16 protein-coding genes are annotated in these 16,841 nt (G+C 61.6%); 11 read left to right on the top strand and 5 right to left on the bottom strand.

Annotated elements, in window-relative coordinates:
- The first annotated feature begins 101 nt into the window (after positions 1-101).
- From LB541_RS15010 to LB541_RS15000, 3 genes are all read left to right on the top strand, one after another.
- Positions 102-356, top strand: a complete 255-nt coding sequence (locus LB541_RS15010; protein WP_224618816.1) for a hypothetical protein — start codon at positions 102-104, stop codon at positions 354-356.
- 656 nt (positions 357-1,012) lie between these two features.
- On the top strand, positions 1,013-2,488 hold the full coding sequence (locus LB541_RS15005) for a Do family serine endopeptidase (RefSeq protein ID WP_224618812.1): 1,476 nt from the start codon (positions 1,013-1,015) through the stop codon (positions 2,486-2,488).
- A gap of 244 nt (positions 2,489-2,732) precedes the next feature.
- Complete coding sequence (locus LB541_RS15000; RefSeq protein WP_404924750.1) at positions 2,733-2,873, top strand: hypothetical protein; 141 nt, start codon at positions 2,733-2,735, stop codon at positions 2,871-2,873.
- A gap of 8 nt (positions 2,874-2,881) precedes the next feature.
- Here LB541_RS15000 and LB541_RS14995 read toward each other — a convergent pair whose 3' ends face one another.
- The 3 genes from LB541_RS14995 to LB541_RS14985 form a co-directional block, all read right to left on the bottom strand.
- The gene (locus LB541_RS14995) at positions 2,882-4,504 is read right to left on the bottom strand and encodes an alpha/beta hydrolase (RefSeq protein WP_140517423.1); all 1,623 of its coding nucleotides are present in this window, start codon (positions 4,502-4,504) and stop codon (positions 2,882-2,884) included.
- A 670-nt stretch (positions 4,505-5,174) separates the two neighbouring features.
- Positions 5,175-6,071: an NAD-dependent epimerase/dehydratase family protein gene (locus LB541_RS14990; protein WP_224618811.1), complete on the bottom strand. Its 897-nt coding sequence runs from the start codon at positions 6,069-6,071 to the stop codon at positions 5,175-5,177.
- 60 nt (positions 6,072-6,131) lie between these two features.
- Complete coding sequence (locus tag LB541_RS14985; RefSeq protein WP_140565632.1) at positions 6,132-7,289, bottom strand: mandelate racemase/muconate lactonizing enzyme family protein; 1,158 nt, start codon at positions 7,287-7,289, stop codon at positions 6,132-6,134.
- A 288-nt stretch (positions 7,290-7,577) separates the two neighbouring features.
- Between LB541_RS14985 and LB541_RS14980 the strand changes: the two genes are divergently transcribed.
- Positions 7,578-8,564 (top strand): aldo/keto reductase, encoded by a 987-nt coding sequence (locus tag LB541_RS14980; protein ID WP_140521324.1) that lies wholly within the window; start codon positions 7,578-7,580, stop codon positions 8,562-8,564.
- Positions 8,565-8,648: 84 nt separating this feature from the next.
- Here LB541_RS14980 and LB541_RS14975 read toward each other — a convergent pair whose 3' ends face one another.
- Positions 8,649-9,347, bottom strand: a complete 699-nt coding sequence (locus LB541_RS14975; protein WP_140521325.1) for a FadR/GntR family transcriptional regulator — start codon at positions 9,345-9,347, stop codon at positions 8,649-8,651.
- Positions 9,348-9,604: 257 nt separating this feature from the next.
- Here LB541_RS14975 and LB541_RS14970 point away from each other — a divergent pair, with 257 nt between their 5' ends.
- From LB541_RS14970 to LB541_RS14945, 6 genes are all read left to right on the top strand, one after another.
- Positions 9,605-10,888, top strand: a complete 1,284-nt coding sequence (locus LB541_RS14970; RefSeq protein ID WP_140672423.1) for an ABC transporter substrate-binding protein — start codon at positions 9,605-9,607, stop codon at positions 10,886-10,888.
- A gap of 2 nt (positions 10,889-10,890) precedes the next feature.
- On the top strand, positions 10,891-11,814 hold the full coding sequence (locus tag LB541_RS14965) for a carbohydrate ABC transporter permease (RefSeq protein WP_224618856.1): 924 nt from the start codon (positions 10,891-10,893) through the stop codon (positions 11,812-11,814).
- Positions 11,811-12,689, top strand: a complete 879-nt coding sequence (locus tag LB541_RS14960; RefSeq protein ID WP_140672422.1) for a carbohydrate ABC transporter permease — start codon at positions 11,811-11,813, stop codon at positions 12,687-12,689. The genes LB541_RS14965 and LB541_RS14960 overlap by 4 nt, the downstream gene beginning before the upstream one ends.
- 106 nt (positions 12,690-12,795) lie before the next feature.
- A complete protein-coding gene (locus LB541_RS14955; protein WP_140521326.1) occupies positions 12,796-13,551 on the top strand; it encodes a ribonuclease activity regulator RraA in 756 nt (251 codons plus the stop codon).
- A 25-nt stretch (positions 13,552-13,576) separates the two neighbouring features.
- Positions 13,577-14,632: an ABC transporter ATP-binding protein gene (locus LB541_RS14950; protein WP_224618810.1), complete on the top strand. Its 1,056-nt coding sequence runs from the start codon at positions 13,577-13,579 to the stop codon at positions 14,630-14,632.
- Between the two features lie 309 nt (positions 14,633-14,941).
- Positions 14,942-15,148 carry a DUF6494 family protein gene (locus LB541_RS14945; RefSeq protein ID WP_140499366.1) on the top strand — a complete coding sequence of 69 codons (207 nt, stop codon included), beginning with the start codon at positions 14,942-14,944 and terminating at the stop codon, positions 15,146-15,148.
- Positions 15,149-15,175: 27 nt separating this feature from the next.
- On the opposite strand, the gene LB541_RS14940 is transcribed toward LB541_RS14945, so the two are convergent.
- On the bottom strand, positions 15,176-16,051 hold the full coding sequence (locus LB541_RS14940; RefSeq protein WP_140674426.1) for a helix-turn-helix transcriptional regulator: 876 nt from the start codon (positions 16,049-16,051) through the stop codon (positions 15,176-15,178).
- A gap of 96 nt (positions 16,052-16,147) precedes the next feature.
- Here LB541_RS14940 and LB541_RS14935 point away from each other — a divergent pair, with 96 nt between their 5' ends.
- On the top strand, positions 16,148-16,840 hold the full coding sequence (locus LB541_RS14935; RefSeq protein WP_224618808.1) for an ABC transporter permease: 693 nt from the start codon (positions 16,148-16,150) through the stop codon (positions 16,838-16,840).
- Position 16,841: the final 1 nt, after the last annotated feature.

The following is a 16,841-nucleotide window of genomic DNA, read 5'->3' as shown; positions in this document are numbered from 1 at the left end:
GGTGATGGCGTGGCGGACGCGAGGGCCGATAATGGGGCGGCCTGTGGTGCGGTGGCCGTACTCCATGTCCCGGTCGATGGCGGGAAGGCCTCCTTAGGTCGATGTTCGTGACCGTATCGGAAACCGACGGCCTTAGCGCTCCGACGGGCATTGCCCAGGTGGGGGCTGCCATGCTTGCGATGATCGCAGCGACGATGATGCGCCTCATATGCTTCTCCGTGGACTTCATCCCGCCGTGCGACCTGCTGCTGCGGATGGCATCAAAGCCAAGTAATTTAAGGCAGTACCTGGTTTTCTTGGAATATGCGGTGAATCCCAAACGTGGATCGAGCGTTTATTTCTTGCTTGCGGTATGAATGAGGCTAGTCGAACAGCATGTCTTTCCGCCAATGACGCCCGTCGCGACAGGCGCCACCAGTGTTGCTCGAATGCCGGTGGCGATGCGGGACGGAGGGCCAGTGGTATGGTAGCGGTGCGCCGGTCTTTAGCGAGCTAGCGACAGACCCTCTCGACGCCTCGCTTGGACGATAATCACCTCCTGGGGAGGCTCTCACCCTGCGGAAAATCACTGCCCGGAGCGGCCTCTTGGCGTCCCGGCGACAAAGGCGCGCCCAATGCCATGCGCGCTACCTTCAAATGGCCTGCCATGCAATCAACACATAGAGAACTCGCGATGAAATTCGATCTGAAATCGCCGCCCGGCAAGCCCCGGCCCAATGTCGCGTAAACTCCGAATAAATCGGAAGGCACATTCACTTTTTCTAGTGTCGATTTAGATTGTCGTGACATCGCAAATCCACCGAATTCGATGTCACAGAATTGAATAATAATCGAACGTGCAAGTTACAAATTTGCAATATTAGTGAAAATAACTATACATATCGTCTTTATAAATACTATGGAATGAAAATGACAAAACTTTCATGATATGGCAATGATGCCGTAATGTAGGTTCTTCTAACCATCCTGGCCAAGGATGCTCAGTGCATCTCACTCAAAAGGATGGAACCCCATGAATATTGTCCCCAATTCGCATTCCGGAACTCGTCGGCGCCTGGCGGCGGCTGTAGTGTCGCTGAGCGCTGTAGGCGCTGTAGGCGTCGGAGCTGTTGTTTCCGGCACTGCCCCCGTGCTGGCCGACGCGGTGCATGTCCAGGCGCCGCAGATGCCGAGCTTCGCCGATGTCGTCGAGCAGGTTTCGCCGGCGGTCGTCAGCGTCAAGGTCAAGTCCACGGTCCAGCCGGTCGCCGACGACGGTTCCGACGATCAGGATGGTTTCGAGAACCTGCCCGACAACCGGCAGCAGGGCGGCTTCAAACATGGTGACGGCAAGCCGCGCCCGGTGGCACAGGGTTCAGGCTTCTTCATCTCGGAGGACGGATATCTCGTCACCAACAATCACGTCGTCTCGGAAGGCTCGTCCTTCACCATCGTCACCAGTGACGGTAAGGAACTCGACGCCAAGCTGGTCGGCACCGATCCGCGGACGGACCTGGCTGTGCTGAAGGTCGATGGCGGCGGCAAGTTCACCTATGTCGACTTCGCCGACGACTCCAAGATCCGCATCGGTGATTGGGTGGTGGCAGTCGGCAACCCGTTCGGCCTCGGCGGCACCGTCACTTCCGGCATTGTATCCGCTCGGGGCCGCGATATCGGCGCCGGCCCCTATGACGACTTCATCCAGATCGATGCTCCGGTCAATCATGGCAATTCGGGGGGCCCGACTTTCAATCTCAATGGCCAGGTGATCGGTATCAACACAGCCATCTTCTCGCCGTCGGGCGGCAGTGTCGGCATTGGTTTCGACATCCCGGCCTCGACCGCCAAGCAGGTCGTGGAAGACCTGATGAAGGAAGGCTCCATCAAGCGAGGTTGGCTCGGCGTCCAGATCCAGCCGGTCACCGCTGAAATTGCTGAATCCCTTGGTCTGAAATCCGACAAGGGCACACTGGTCTCGAACGCCCAGGACGCTGGTCCCAGCAACAAGGCAGGCATTGCCGCCGGTGACGTCATCACCCAGGTCGACGGCAAGGATGTCGATTCGCCCAAAGACCTCGCCCGCACGATCGGCGCCTATGCGCCGGGCAAGTCGGTCGATCTTACCGTATTGCGTAGTGGCAAAAGCCAGACGATCAAGGTCGATCTCGGCACACTGCCGTCCAGCGACAAACAGGCCTCCGGCGATGACGGCAAGCAGGTCGCGCCTGCCAAGGCCGACGCATTGGCCGATCTTGGCCTGACCATCGCCAAGTCAGACGATGGCAAAGGACTGGTCGTCACCGATGTGGATCCCAATAGTGATGCGGCCGATCGTGGCATCCAGCCGGGCGATGTCATCACCGCCGTCAGTTCGACCAAGGTGAACACCACTGATGACGTCTCCAAGGCCATGGCCGATGCAGCCAAGGCTGGCCGCAAGGCCGTACTGATGCAGATCACCCGCGACGACTCGAGCCGGTTCGTCGCGCTGCCCGTGGGCAAGGCCTGACAGAAGGCGGCCTGGAGCCTGTTGGTTTCAGGGCGCCCGCCCCAAATGCTGCCGCCGCGATAGCCGCGAACATCCAGCAATTTCCCGCGGCGATGTCTGCCGCCAAGCCGCTGCGGGAACAAGGAGCCGAGCACGTCAGTCCGTCGTCGTGCCTCGCTCCTGGCGGCAGCGGGCTCCCTACGCCCGCTGCCGTTTTCCGCCATTTACGTCAGTGGCAAATCGACTGCATCATGAGCCTGAACGGATGTCGGGGCTCGCGGTGTTTCTTCTGCTCACCATGTTCGTCAGCACGCCCACGCTCGGCACGGGCCGCACGACGAGACTCCAGGGAGTGGTCCATCTCGGCATATTCGCCATGTTCCTGCTGATTTCGGCCGTGCCCTGAAGCCCCAGCTAGCCGCCTCTGTCGGCCTGTGCTGCAACCTTGCTGGCAAGATGGGTTTTGAGGGCGGCGAGGTCCTGTCGCGACCAGTCCTTCACGCCCAACACCGCACTCCAGGCTTCCACATAGTCCTGCGGCGCGTAGACATGGCCGTAGCCGATCGGCGTGGTTGTCGCCACGGCCATATCGAGACCGAGCTGCAGCATGGTCACCACCGGGTACCAGCTCAGTTGCGGCGAGACGTCCGGCCCGCGCGGCGCCTTCATCCAATCCGGCTGCCGGTAGGCGTCGCGATAATCGAAGAATACGATCGGGTCGCTGGCATATTGCAGGTAGACGATCCTCAGCGGGCCCCAGGGCGTGTCGGGCGCCACCGCCGGGCCGCTTTGGTTCATGAACCGGACCAGGCTGCTATTGCGGAAGATCGGCAGCCACTGCGGCGAGCCGTTGTTGCGCGTATCGCTCACCGAGCGCCAGATGCGGCTTTCGAAGGGCGGGCCGCTCCAGAGTGCGCCGCTGATCGGATCGCTGAATATCTCGAACAGCCCGGCCGATCTTTCGGAGTTCATGGCGCCAAGGCTGAGCCCGTGCAGGTAAAGCCTCGGCCGCCACTGCTTCGGCAGGGTGGTCCAGTAGCCGTAGATTTCGAGGAACAGCGCCCGGGCCGTCTCGGCGCCGTATTCCGGCTGCGCCAGCAGCGACAGCGGACTGCTCAGATAGGAATATTGCGCGGCGACGCTGGCGACATCGCCGCGGCACAGATATTCGAGCGCATCCATCGAGGCCGGATCGATCCATCCGGTCCCGGTCGGCGTGATGACCACAAGCGTGGATTTGCTGAAGCCGCCCGCCCGCTTCAGCTCCTCCAGCGCGAGTTTCGCGCGGGCTTGCGCACTGTTCGCCGCTCCCAGCCCGACATAGACCCGGACCGGCTGTTGCGCCGGCCGGCCGGTGAAGGTCCCTATCTCGGCGGCGGCGGGACCGTCCGCGATGAACTCGCGGCCGGCGCGGCCGAGCTCGTCCCACCTGACCAGCGAGGCGGGGCTTCCGGTCCTGGAGGGTTCGCTCGGCTGCTGGCGCTCCGGTTCCATGAGTGCGTCGAACTTGGCGAACGAGGAATCGAGCGCGCCGAAGATCGCGCGGATCGCAACGTCGCTCACCAGCAACCAGATGAGCAGCACGGCGACAGCGGCGCCGGCGACATTCGCCAGGCGCCGGGGTATGTAGCGTCTCAGTGCCCCGGCGATGGCGCGCACCAGCCAAGCGACAAGGCGCGCCAGCGCGAGCACGACGATGAAGGTGCAAATGGCCAGGGCGCAGACATTGAGGGGATGAGCGCCATCGACAGCCGGCATGCCCATCACCGCGCGGATGGAGTTCTGCCAGGCACCGGATCGCCACAGCGCCACAACGGCAAGGCCGAGGCACGGGACCAGGATGATCGCCTTGGACAGCAAACGCGGCCGTGGCGGCAGTTCCGGAATCTCGAGATATTTCCACAACCACCGCAAGGCGACGCCAAGGCTGTAGCCGATGGCGAAGCACGCGCCCGCCAGTACGCCTTGCGTCAGGTCGGTGCGGGGAACGAGCGTCGGCGTCAGGGCGGCCGCGAAGAACAGCATGCCGAGGGCCATGCCGACACCGGAGAGCGATCGCCAGATACTAAGGAAACGAGTAGTTGTCACTTGGGTGTTACGCCTCGAGTTGGACCGCAGGATAACGTTGGCCTATGGTTTTTATATCTTCGGAGTCGCGCGTCCGCTATTGGCCTCCTAACCAGTCGGGCTCATGCCCTGGGTCAACATGCATCGACCCCTTTGCGGGACAAGACAGAGATACTACGCGTAGTAAAAACTAGTGCTCCCCCGGTTCCTTAGGTTCGCCAGACCATACCAGAGAATATGAAGGAAACGGGTTGCCGAACCGTCCGCTAACGTGTTGACTTCCAGTAGAAGACGTCGATCCTCCGGGCCGACCATTGTCGTTATCCGCCATTAGGCTACGAAGCGGTTCGCCAAGGCGATTCGAGGCGATGGTCTAGACACTCGCCGATCGCATCGTCTGCGGATGGCAGCTTTGCGCCTCCAACCCGCCGTTTAGCTCCAAACTGCGTGAGCTAGGAAGCAGACGTTGGACTCGCCCGGCCAAAGGCCCTGAAGCCATGTGGCACCGCAGCGCCGGCAATATTCGTGAACCGAGTGTTACGTTTACCCAGCGCGCTGCTTGAGTTCAGGAAAATCTGGTCTCTGCGCCAACCTTGGCCTCAGGAACATCCCCATCTACCGCTGCCTTCTCCGCCACCAGTCAAGTATCCGCAGGCTGTGTGCGCCAGTCATACTCTTGCCGGAACCCAAGGATGTCGCGCAGCTTCCGATTTGAGATCGGTCCCTCGAATACATCCAGGGCGCGTGTGACTGGTATGTTGGGTGCGTGCTTGCTGAGAAATTCCGCCGTCGGCATCTCGGCCACGATGTTGTCGTTGACTGCGTTGAATATCTGGAACCCCAAGCCGTCCTTCTCGATGCACAGATCGACGATCTGGCCGAGATCGCGCACGTCCATGTAGGTCCAGCCGTCGCGCCGCCGTTTCGAGGCGTCGGCCAGGAATTCCGGGAAGCGGCCATAGTCCCGCGGTTCGACGACTCCGCCGATCCGCAGGGCATAGACGTCGGCTCCAGTACGGGAGGCGAAAGAGCGCGCAATCTTCTCCCCCAGCACTTTGGAGAGACCATAGCTGTCGGTCGGATCGACGTCATAGTCCTCGTCCACCGGAAACGATGTGAAATCGCGGTCGCCTTCGGCAAAGCACACACCGTACACCGTTTCGCTGGAAGCAGTGACGATCTTGCGGATGCCAAGCTTGGTGGCGGCTTCGATCACATTGTAGGTCGACTGCACATTGGCGGCGAACATGGCGTTATCCGGTCGCAGGAATATCCGCGGGATCGCCGCGAAATGGACCACTGCGTCGACCGGGCCGCGGCTCCTTCCGCCGAAGTATTCGTTGAACCCGAAATGCAGCGTCAGTGCATTGTAGGTCTCGCCAGCGTCCGCAAGATTGGTGATGACGGTGTCGACGCCCTGCACATCGAGCGGCGTCAGGTCGAGATTCAGAACCTGATGCCCGCGCTCGAGCAGGTAGGGTATGACGTGACGGCCGATCTTGCCACTGCCGCCGGTGAAGATGATCCGCTTGCCCATGGCTTCCTCACAACGGATTTGTTTGATCGGGCAGTTCAATCCGCCCGGCCCGGTCGTCAGCTATTCAAAGATGCCGAAGCCTGGCACGGCGTGCTTGCGGACGCCTTCCATGTCGAGCTCGACGCCGATGCCGGGCACGTCAGGCACCACGATGTGGCCGTCCTCGACGATCGACTTCGCGCCGTACGGAAGGCGCACGTAACTGTCCCACGCCTCCCGCTCTTCAAGCGCGTGCCACTCTAGAACGAGGAAGTTCGGAACGCTGGCGCAGACATGGCATGTCGCCATCGTGCCCAGCGGCGTCGACACCAGATGCGGCGCGAACGGCACATAGTACATCTCGGCGAGATTCGCGATCTTGCGGCTTTCCGCAAGGCCGCCGCATTTCGGCACGTCAGGCATGATGACGTCGGCGCCATAGTTCTGGAACAGTTCGCGGAAGCCCCAGCGCAGGTAGAGATTTTCGCCGACGCAGATCGGCGTCTTGGTCCGCATGCGGATCTGCTTCAGGGCCTCGACATTTTCCGCCGGGATCGGCTCTTCCAGCCAGAGAAGGTTGAAGCGTTCCATCTCGGCCGCTATGCGGCTGGCGCTGAGCACGTCGTAGCGCGCGTGCAGGTCGATGCAGAGATCGACGTCGGGGCCGATCGCATCGCGGACCGCTGCAACACGCTCGACCATGAAGCGCAACTCGGCGCCGTTGATGGTATGGTTCACCGCGTCGAACTTCGCCGGGTGGCGCAGATTGTCGATGTCGAATTTCAGCGCCGTGAAGCCTTCCGCCACCATGCGGCGCGCGCGTGCCGCGCATCCCTGCGGCGATCCCGATTCCTCATCGCCATCGCCGCAATCTGCATAGAGTCTTATCCGGTCGCGGAACTTGCCGCCGAACAAGCGATAAAGCGGCTGCCCGGCGGCCTTCGCCGCCACGTCCCAGAGCGCCATCTCCAGCCCGGTCAGCGCGATGAGAAAGACGCCGGCTTGCGCACCGGAAAACACATGGTCACGGCGAATCTTGTCCCAGCAATATTCGACATTGCGCGGATCCTGGCCGATCAGTTCCGACTTCAGTTCCGAAATCAGCCCGACGATTGCGGCGGCGCCTGCATCGGGATTTGCCTCGCCATAACCGGAGATGCCGGCGTCCGTATCGATGCGGATCAGGGTCGCCTTGCCGTGATAGGCGACGACCGCTGTCCTGATGTCCGTGATCTTCATCGAAACCTCCTCCCCGTGATGGCGCGCGGCGCCTACAAATGCATATGGTCAGTTAGGTCAACTTGTCCAATAAGCATACAAGATGAGAAGATAGAACGTAAACCCCCTTTGAACGATTTTGCGCGAATACACCTTGCAACGGCAGGTATCATTGAATCATTTGGGAAATTCGTGGCTCCGCGCCAAGCGCCATAAATCCGCCGGAACCTACTTGTTAGACGAGTATATAAGCGTATAAATTGGACATCAGCAGGGTGATGGCCCTGCCTGCCAATCAGGAGGAACAGGATGCAACAGCGACAGTTGGGATCGTCGCCGGTCAGGGTATCGGAGATCGGTCTAGGCACTTGGGGTATGTCCGGCGCCTTTTGGGGCGCGGCCGACGACGAGGAATCGATCCGGGTGATCCGACGCGCCGCGGAGCTTGGCATAACGCTGATCGACACGGCCGAAGCCTATGGACATGGCCATGCCGAGGAGATCGTCGGAAAGGCACTGGCTGGCCGTCGCGACAAGGCTGTTATCGCGACCAAGGTTGCGCCCAATCACCTCGAACCCGCCGCGATTGAGGCGGCGCTCGACGGTTCGCTGAAGCGGATGCAGACGGACTATGTCGATGTCTATTTTGTCCACTGGCCGAACTCGGATTTTCCGATCGGCCCGACCATGGAGATGATGGAGCGGCTGCGGTCGTCCGGGCGTATCAAGGCAGTCGGCGTCTCGAATTTCAGCACCGCCGACATGGACAGCGCCCGTCAGCATGGCGTCATCGACGTGCTCCAGCCACCCTACAACATGCTGTGGCGCGAGGTTGAGGCTGAGACGCTGCCCTATTGCCGCAAGCATAATATCGGCGTGATGCCCTATAGCGGTCTCGCCCAGGGTTTGCTTACAGGGCTGTTGTCGCCGGACACCAAATTCGTCGAAGGCGATGAGCGCCGCACCACCGTTCTGTTCCAGCCGGGCACCTACGAGCGCGCGGTTGACGCCGTCGACGCCCTGAAGCCGATTGCGGCGCGCTACGGCAAGACGGTTCCGCAGCTTGCGATCCAGTGGCTTACCAGCAGGCCGGGCGTGAGTTCGCCGCTGGTCGGCGCGCGCACGGTCAAGGAACTCGAGGAAAATGCTGAGAGCACAGGCTGGGCGATTTCCGACGCGGACATCGCTGCCATCGACAAGATTACCGGACCGGTATGGGCGGAAATCAAAGACAAGGGCGACATGTTCGGTTTTCGCGCGCGCCAGCGCCAGGAACAGCAAGCAAAAAGCGCCTGATATCGGCCGCGTCCTCCCGGCGCGCAGCGGCGCGGCCAGCCCGATTGCTGGCTGCGCCGCTCGGGAGCATCGGCTGGCGATTTCTTATGGGGGCAGGCCAACGGCCGTGGTGATCTTCAGGTGCCGGCGCATCGCCTCTTCCGCCCGTTTTGCATCACGCGCCACGAGCGCCTCGTAGATCGCTCTGTGCATCTCAGTCGCCGAGGGCAGGGCATGAGGCACCTGGTTGCTGATGCGCCTGCTTGCCATCTGCCACCACCGGGAGGAGTACATGAAGCGGTCGAGGATCCTATTCTTGGCTGCCCGGCAAATCTCCATGTGGAAATCCAGGTCGAGTTTCAGATAGGCGTCCGCATTGTCTTCGCTGGCCGACATCGCTGCCAGCAGAGTGCCAAGACGCTCGAGGTTCTCTTTGGTCATATGCTTGGCCGCGATGGCGGTGATGGCCGGTTCGATGATTATCCGCGTTGCGTGTGCTTCCGCCAAGATCTCGCGGGTCTGCTCGGGCGGCAGCCAGTCGATAAGCAATGGACTGAGATAGTCCCATTCGTCTGCGGGACGCAGCACCACGCGTCGTCCCTGCGCGATCTCGATCATGTCGAGAGACGCCAGGATCTTGAGCGCTTCCCGTGCCACCGCGCGCGAAACCCCGAACTCCTGAAGGATCTGCTGCTCCGACGGTCCCTGGCCGCCGGCGACGCCGCTGCTGGCGATGCGGCGCGCGAGCACGCCGGCCACCTGCTTGGGCAAAGTTTGAAGCTTGACCTCCATGGCATCCATCATTAACATCCACTTGTCTGATAAGCTTATAGGCTGATAGCTAGATATGCAGTCAACTTATCTCATGGTGCTCAGTAGCCTATAACTCGGCCTGCGGGAAGGGAGGATCGAACGGTGCCCGGCGGGCTCGCAAGCGTCGTTCGGGACGTAGTCCAGGCAGTCTCGCTGCGGGAGGAGCAAGCCGCCGCGGATTTGCCGGAAAGGTTGAAGTTATCGGCCGACCCTTGGATGGGCCGACCAATCAAACCAAGGAGGAGATTATGATGTCCGCAAACCTATCGAGACGCAAATTCCTGGCCGCGAGTGCGGCAGTGACGGCCGGCTCGCTAGCCGCGCCATGGATCGCCAGGGCAGACGGGAACGAGATCACCGCACTGCTGATCACCGGCGGCCCGCTCTATCCCAAATACTGGGAAAAGATCGTTCAGGATTTCACCGCCAAGACCGGTATCAAGGTTCGCTACGACTTGCTGGAATTCACCCCGCTGACCGCGAAGGTGGTCACGTTGAGCGCAGCGCGATCGAGCCAATACGATGTCTATAGCACCCATACGGCGCAAATCGATTCCTACTTCAACCATTTTGCGCCGCTGAACAGCTATTTCAGCGACAGCGAACTCGCGGAATTCTACCCGGTCGCTGTCAAGTATCTGCGCGATCCCAAGACCGGAAATCTGGCGGCCATTCCGCGCAACATGGATTCGCGCGTCCAGTACTACCGCAGCGATATCTATCAGGAAAAAGGCCTGAAGCCGGCTGAGACCTGGGAGGAGCTCGTCGACGTCGGGCTGAAACTGACCGGCAATGGCCATTATGGGCTGGTCGTGCCGGGGCAGGGCGATCCAGCACAACGCACTTTCAGCGATCTGCTCTGGCAAGCCGGCGGCGATTGGGTGGACCAGGCCAACAAGCCGGCCTTCAATTCCGAAGCCGGCATCAAGGCCCTGACCTTCTATCGCGATCTCATCCAGAAGCACAAAATCGTGCCACCCGATGCGGTCGGCTATCAGTGGAACGAGAATTCGACCGAATTCTCGTCCGGCACGGTCTATGCGAATTTCGATTGGCCGGGCGCCTTCGCGACCCTATCGAATCCGGAGACCTCACGTGTCGTCGGCAAGTGGTCGACTGCGCCCTACGTCAAGGACAAGGCCGCGATTTCATGCGCCATTTCGCATGCCATGGCGCTCAACGGACAATCCGGACGCAAGGACGCCGCCGTCGAATTCATCAAGTATACGGTCGGTCCGGAGGCGCAGCGGTTGCAGTTCGACCAATTCACCAACTTTCCCAGCAGCCAGGCGATCGCCAAGGAAGTGATATCAGCGGCAAAGGGGCCTCAGGCCGTGTGGCTGCAGCAGCTCGAGACGACGATAGCCAACGGCAAGGAATGGCCGAAGCTAGCCGGCTTCTCGAAAGTCTGCACGCTGATGTTTTCGGCCATCGAACAGGCCTTGACCGACCAGGTCTCTCCCGCGGACTCGCTCAACCAGGCGGCGACGGAGGCTGAGGAGATCATGCGTCGGGCCGGAGCTTACGATTGACGATGCCGTCCGTCGCGCAGCATACGGTGTCGAGGCGTCGGCGACGTTCGCCGCTGCCCTACACCTGGCAGAGAGGATACCTTCTGGCCAGCCCGGCGCTCCTCGTCATGCTGGCCATCCTGCTCTATCCGCTCGGATACTCTTTCACCATGAGTTTCTTCCGCTGGGATCTGAGCGGTTCGGCGCCCTTCATCGGGATGGCAAATTACACCGACGAACTCTTCGGCCGCCAGTTCAACCAGGCACTGCGAAATCAGACCATATTCAGCATCATTTCGATCACGATTGAAGTGGTGGCTGGAATGGCGATCGCCGTGCTCGTCAATGGCAAATTGCGCGGCATGCGGCTCGCGCGCACCTTGCTCCTGGTGCCTCCGATGATCGCGCCCGCAGTGGTGGGCCTGAATTTCCGGTGGCTGTTCAACACCCAGTACGGCCTGGTCGACGCGCTGTTGCGCATGTTCAACCTGCCCGACATTCCATGGCTCAACCATCCGACCTGGGCGCTCGTCTCGGTGATCGTCGCCGATGTCTGGCAGAACACGCCGTTGATGGTGCTACTGTTCCTTGCCGGCCTGCAGTCCTTGCCGCAGGAACCGCTCGAGGCGGCCACCGTGGACGGCGCCACGCCATGGCAGCGCTTCTGGCATATCGTGCTGCCGCTGATGCGTCCGATCATCATGATCGCCCTGATGCTTCGCATCATCGACACGTTCCGGACCTTCGACGTCGTCTGGCTGATGACGCAGGGCGGGCCGGGCGGCGCCACCAACCTGCTCACCGTCTATTCCTACCTGCTGGCGTTTCAGGCGGTGGATTTCGGACATGCGGCGGCCGTCTCCTACATTGCTTTGGGGATGTCGCTGTTCGTGCTCGGGCTCCTCTACGGAATACCGTGGCTGATTGCGAAACGGAGAGCGATATGAGCGAAGCCGCAATCGTTAGCGCACGTCCCAGGCCAAAGCGCCGGCGCCGTCGATTTACGGTGGGAACCGCCGGCCAGTATATGGCGCTGGCCCTGACCGTCGCGTTCACCGTCTTTCCGCTGGTATGGCTGTTCCTAACGTCGATCCGCAGTTCGGCCGACATCTTCTCGGTGCCGGTGCACATCATTCCCGAGACCGCGACGCTAACACAATACGTCTCCGTTTTCGCGGAGTACGACACGATGGACTATGTCTGGAACACCGTCATCGTCTCGGCGGCGACGGTCATCCTCGTCCATCTGCTGGCCATTCCTTGCGCCTATGCCTTGTCGCGTTTCAGGATGCCGGGCGCCATGCTGATTTTCGGGCTGCTTTTGATCATGCGCATGATCCCGGTCATAGCGCTTGCCATTCCGCTCTTTGCCGTGTTTGCCGCCATGGGCATGCTCGACACCATCTGGGCGCTGATCCTGAGCCATACGGCGGCCAAACTGCCTGTCGCCATCTGGCTGCTTCTGGGCTTCATCCAGGACGTGCCGAAAGAGATCGAGGAGGCTGCCCAGTCAGACGGCGCCGGCACGGTGCGCACGCTGGTCCAGATCGTGACGCCGCTGATTGCTCCTGGTATTGGCGCCAGCGCGGTCATCACCTTCCTCTTCACCTGGAACGACCTGCTGCTTGCCCTGACCCTGACCTCCAGCAAGGCCGCGCAGACTCTGCCGGTCGGGCTCACCAACTTCGTCTCGCAATTCGGCATCGACTGGGGCGCGATGTCGGCAGCCGGCGTCCTGATGGTCATCCCGACGTTGGTGTTTGTCTGGTTTGCCCAGGGGCTGCTGGTCAAGGGTCTCACCACCGGTGCCGTCCGCGGCTGAATGGCGGACATGCACCCAGAACGCTCGACGGCTTCGACGACGGGATATGCAACTGAGTGACGATCGGTGGGGTCAGGGACCTCGCCGCGCAATCGGAGGATACGGAATGGCAGCTGATCAGATACCGGCGATATCGGACATTTCGCGGCCGCCGAGACAATTGGTCGATGCGCTTGCGGCGATCGGCTCGGCGACGCTGGCCAGCGAACTCTACCACAAGATGGGCATTCGCGACCCGCAGATACGGGGCCCGCGTCCATTGAGGCTGGGCCGCACGGCGGCGGGGCCTGCTCTCACGCTCCAGTGCATGCCGAAGCGCGAGGATCTCTACAACGAGACCGAATATGAGGAGCCGGAGCGGCAGTTACACCGTCACGTGCTCTATCCCACGCAGCCGGGCGACATGGTGGTGGTCGATGCGCGCGGCGATCTGGGAAGCGGCATCTTCGGCGAGATGATGCTGACCTATTTCGCCGGGCGTGGCGGGGCCGGCGTGGTTGTCGACGGCTGCATCCGCGATTCCGCCCAGGCGGCGGCTTTGGACATCGGCATCTGGGTGAGGGACGTCACGCCGAATTTCCACGCCCAAACCAACATCGTGCCGTTCGCCGTCAACGTTCCCATCGCCTGCTCGAACGTGCTGGTCATCCCTGGCGATATCATCGTCGCCGACGATGACGGCGTGGTCGTCGTGCCGGTCGCCCTTGCTCCAAAATTGGTCGAGCTCGCCGGCGCGCATATTGAGTGGGAAGAGTTTTCGCGCTCGCGCCTGGCGCAAGGGGGAGACCTGCGGAAATACTATCCGTTGAGCCCCGAGGGCGAGGCCGAATACCGAGCATGGCGGCATGCTCAACAAAAATGAGTGGTGCCGGACGGGAGAACAATAGGTGTCTGCAATTGAGATAGAACAGCTCGGCAAGAGCTTCGGCGCCGTGGAAGTTTTGCGCGATGTCAATATCGAGATCGCCAGCGGCGAGTTCGTGGTGCTGGTCGGTCCGTCAGGCTGCGGCAAGTCAACGCTGCTACGCATGATCGCCGGGCTGGAAGAGCAGACGACCGGCGAGATCCGCATCGGCGGGCGTGTCGTCGACGAGATGCCGGCCAAGTCGCGCGACATAGCCATGGTCTTCCAGAGCTACGCGCTCTATCCGCATATGAGCGTGGCCGACAATATGAGCTTCGCGCTTCGACTGGCGAAGGTCCCTAGGGAAGAGATTGTCTCGAGGGTCAAGGCGGCGGCCAAAATCCTTGGCCTGCAGGATCTGCTTGGCCGCATGCCGCGGCAGTTGTCCGGCGGCCAGCGCCAACGTGTCGCCATGGGCCGCGCCATCGTGCGCGATCCAGCCGCTTTCCTGTTTGATGAGCCGCTTAGCAACCTCGATGCCAAGTTGCGTGTCAAGATGCGCGCCGAAATCAAGAAGCTTCACCAACGGCTCGGCCGAACAAGCATCTATGTCACGCATGACCAGACCGAGGCGATGACGCTCGCCGACCGCATCGTGGTGTTGAACAAAGGCCGGATCGAACAGATCGGCAGCCCCTCCGAGCTCTACGAGAACCCAGCCAATCTGTTCGTCGCAAGCTTTATCGGCTCGCCGGAAATGAACCTGATCGAGGGCCGCATCGACAACGGCGCATTCGTCGCCGATCAGGGCTTGCGCTTACCCTTGCCGGCGGATGCTCGGATGGGCGACAAGGATGGGGTAGTTTATGGGATTCGTCCGCAGCACATTTCGGTTGGTGGCAACCACTCTCAGGCGAGGGTGCAAGTGGTCGAGCCGACCGGTGAGGCCCAGGAGCTTACATTAAGTGCAGGTGGAGTCGACCTCGTGGCCGAGGTGCGGGATCAGCCGCCCTTCAAACTTGATCAAGAGGTTGGGTTGGAGATCATGGTATCCAAGGTGCATCTGTTCGATGCTCGTAGTGGTACCAGGATTGCTTAGGGCGCGCTGACGGGCGAAAAACAGCCCATCCCATCATGCCCTTCATCAGTTGCCACTTGCTGCGAAACCACCGGTGATCGCCGTTTGCCCATCGGCCGTCACGGCAATCGCCCGCGGCGCTCCGGCATGACCAGGGATCTCGGCACCACGCGTTGTTACGCCACAGAGGAACGGACCGCGTCAGACATAGTGCGAGCGTCGTCCTCATTGCACCCCGGGCCATTCCGTGCTCCGTTGGCGCAGCGCCGCCGTTGCGGGCACCAAGCTTGCCGGACCGGCCATATCGTCCACACCGTTCGAGGCAATCATATGACCCAGAATATGGAAACCGATCCCTTCAACGTCTCCATGCGCAAGTTCCTGAAGCAGGTCGGCGTGACTTCGCAGCAGGCAATCGAGAAAGCCGTGGCGGAGAAGGGCCTGAAAGGACAGGGCCGACTGACCGTGAGGGCCGTCATCACCTCGGAGCCGGCAGGCTTGCGCCATGTCGTGGAGGGCGAGATCGATCTTGGATGAGAGCTGCGGCTTGATCGGGGTCGGCTGCTACTTGAAGAACCGTATCTGCTCGGCGGGCGATGGATCGTATCCGCCAAGCTCGGCGGCGCGGCTGGCGAAGATTTCCTGCCCTAGCAAACGCAGGAGCGCCTGGATCGGTTGCTGGAAGTAGGTCCGCTGCCGCATCAGGAGATCGAAGCTTTCCCAGGCCAATGGAACGAAATCGAGGCCAGCGGCGCGGGCGGCCGCGCGCGTGGCAATTCCGCAATCGGCCCTACCAATGCGCACGGCAGCCGCGAGATCGGGTCCGGTCAGGCAGGGCGGCTCCAACCGGTTGACGTCGTCCTGTTTCGCGCCGGAGTCCGCCAGCAATTGCGTGAGCAGCATGTCCGCGCCTGCGCCGCGTTGACGAACCGCGATGCGTGCGCCGGTCGCAAGTACGTCGGTCAGGTTGTTGAGCGATTTTGGATTGCCTGGCGCGAGCAGCAGGCCTTGCTCGCGGCGGGCGAATCCGACCAGCACCGCATCGTAAAGCCGCGGTCTGGCCGCAATCGCGGCGACATTCGGGTCCGGGTCGGGGCTGTGGAAATGAATCGCGGCGACAGACACCTCGCCGCGCAGCAGGCGTGTCACGCCGGCTTCCGTGCCTTCCGTCAGAAAGGCCAGGCCGGAGGCTGATTGGCGGAGAGCCCATTCGAGCAGGTCGTCCTGGCTGCCACCGACGATCGGCGGCGGCTCGGATTGCGTCATTCCTGCGGGCCGGATCAACCCCGACATGACCCAACGGTCGAGTTCATGCCGAGGAAACAGCCACTTGCCCGCCACCTTGCTGCACGGGACACGCTCCTCCGCAATCAGCTCATAAAGCTTGCGCTCACCAATGCGCAGATAGTCGGCGGCTTCGGACGTCGTCAGCAAATCCATCCTGCATTGATATGCATATTCCTGTTCAGGTTCAAGGATTTGACAGTGACGGAGGAGTTGCAGGACATTGAACACGGGACAGGACTGCGAGGAGCAATGTCGGAAGGGCTGGGCGCATGGCAACTGATCGCGAGCGGCGACGCCACGCTGTTTGCCATCGTGCGCCTGTCGCTCGCCGTGAGCCTTTCGGCTGTCGCGATCGCCATGATCGCCGGCCTTCCGCTGGGCGCAATTATCGCGCTGGCGCGCTTTCCCGGTCGTTCGGCGATCGTCGTGCTGCTGAACGGTTTCATGGGCCTGCCGCCGGTGGTGGTCGGGCTGACGATCTATCTGCTGCTATCGCGATCCGGGCCGCTGGGTGAATTCGGCCTCTTGTTCACACCCGCCGCGATGGTCATCGCGCAGGCGCTACTGGTGCTGCCCATCATTGCCGCGCTGACTCGCCAGACGGTCGAGGATCTGTGGCGCGAGTATCGTGAGGAACTGACTGCGATGCAGGTCGGGCCGGCGGGCCTGGTCGCCACGCTTTTGTGGGACGGCCGCTTCAGCCTCGTCACGGCTCTGCTCGCGGGCTTCGGCAGGGCGGCGGCCGAGGTCGGCACCGTGATGATCGTCGGCGGCAACATAGATGGCTTCACCCGCACCATGACGACGGCAATCGCACTTGAAACCTCGAAGGGAAACCTGCCGCTCGCCATGGGGCTCGGCCTGATGCTGATTTTCCTCATCTTGCTGATCAACGCCGCCGCCTGGGGCGTGCGAGTTTGGTCCGAGCAACGGGCTGGCTAGG

Origin of the sequence: Mesorhizobium sp. BR1-1-15 (genome assembly GCF_020165475.1) — a bacterium.
Taxonomy (GTDB): domain Bacteria; phylum Pseudomonadota; class Alphaproteobacteria; order Rhizobiales; family Rhizobiaceae; genus Mesorhizobium.
The sequence above is the reverse complement of the archived record's forward strand: the minus strand, read 5'-3'. Positions and strand labels throughout refer to the sequence as shown.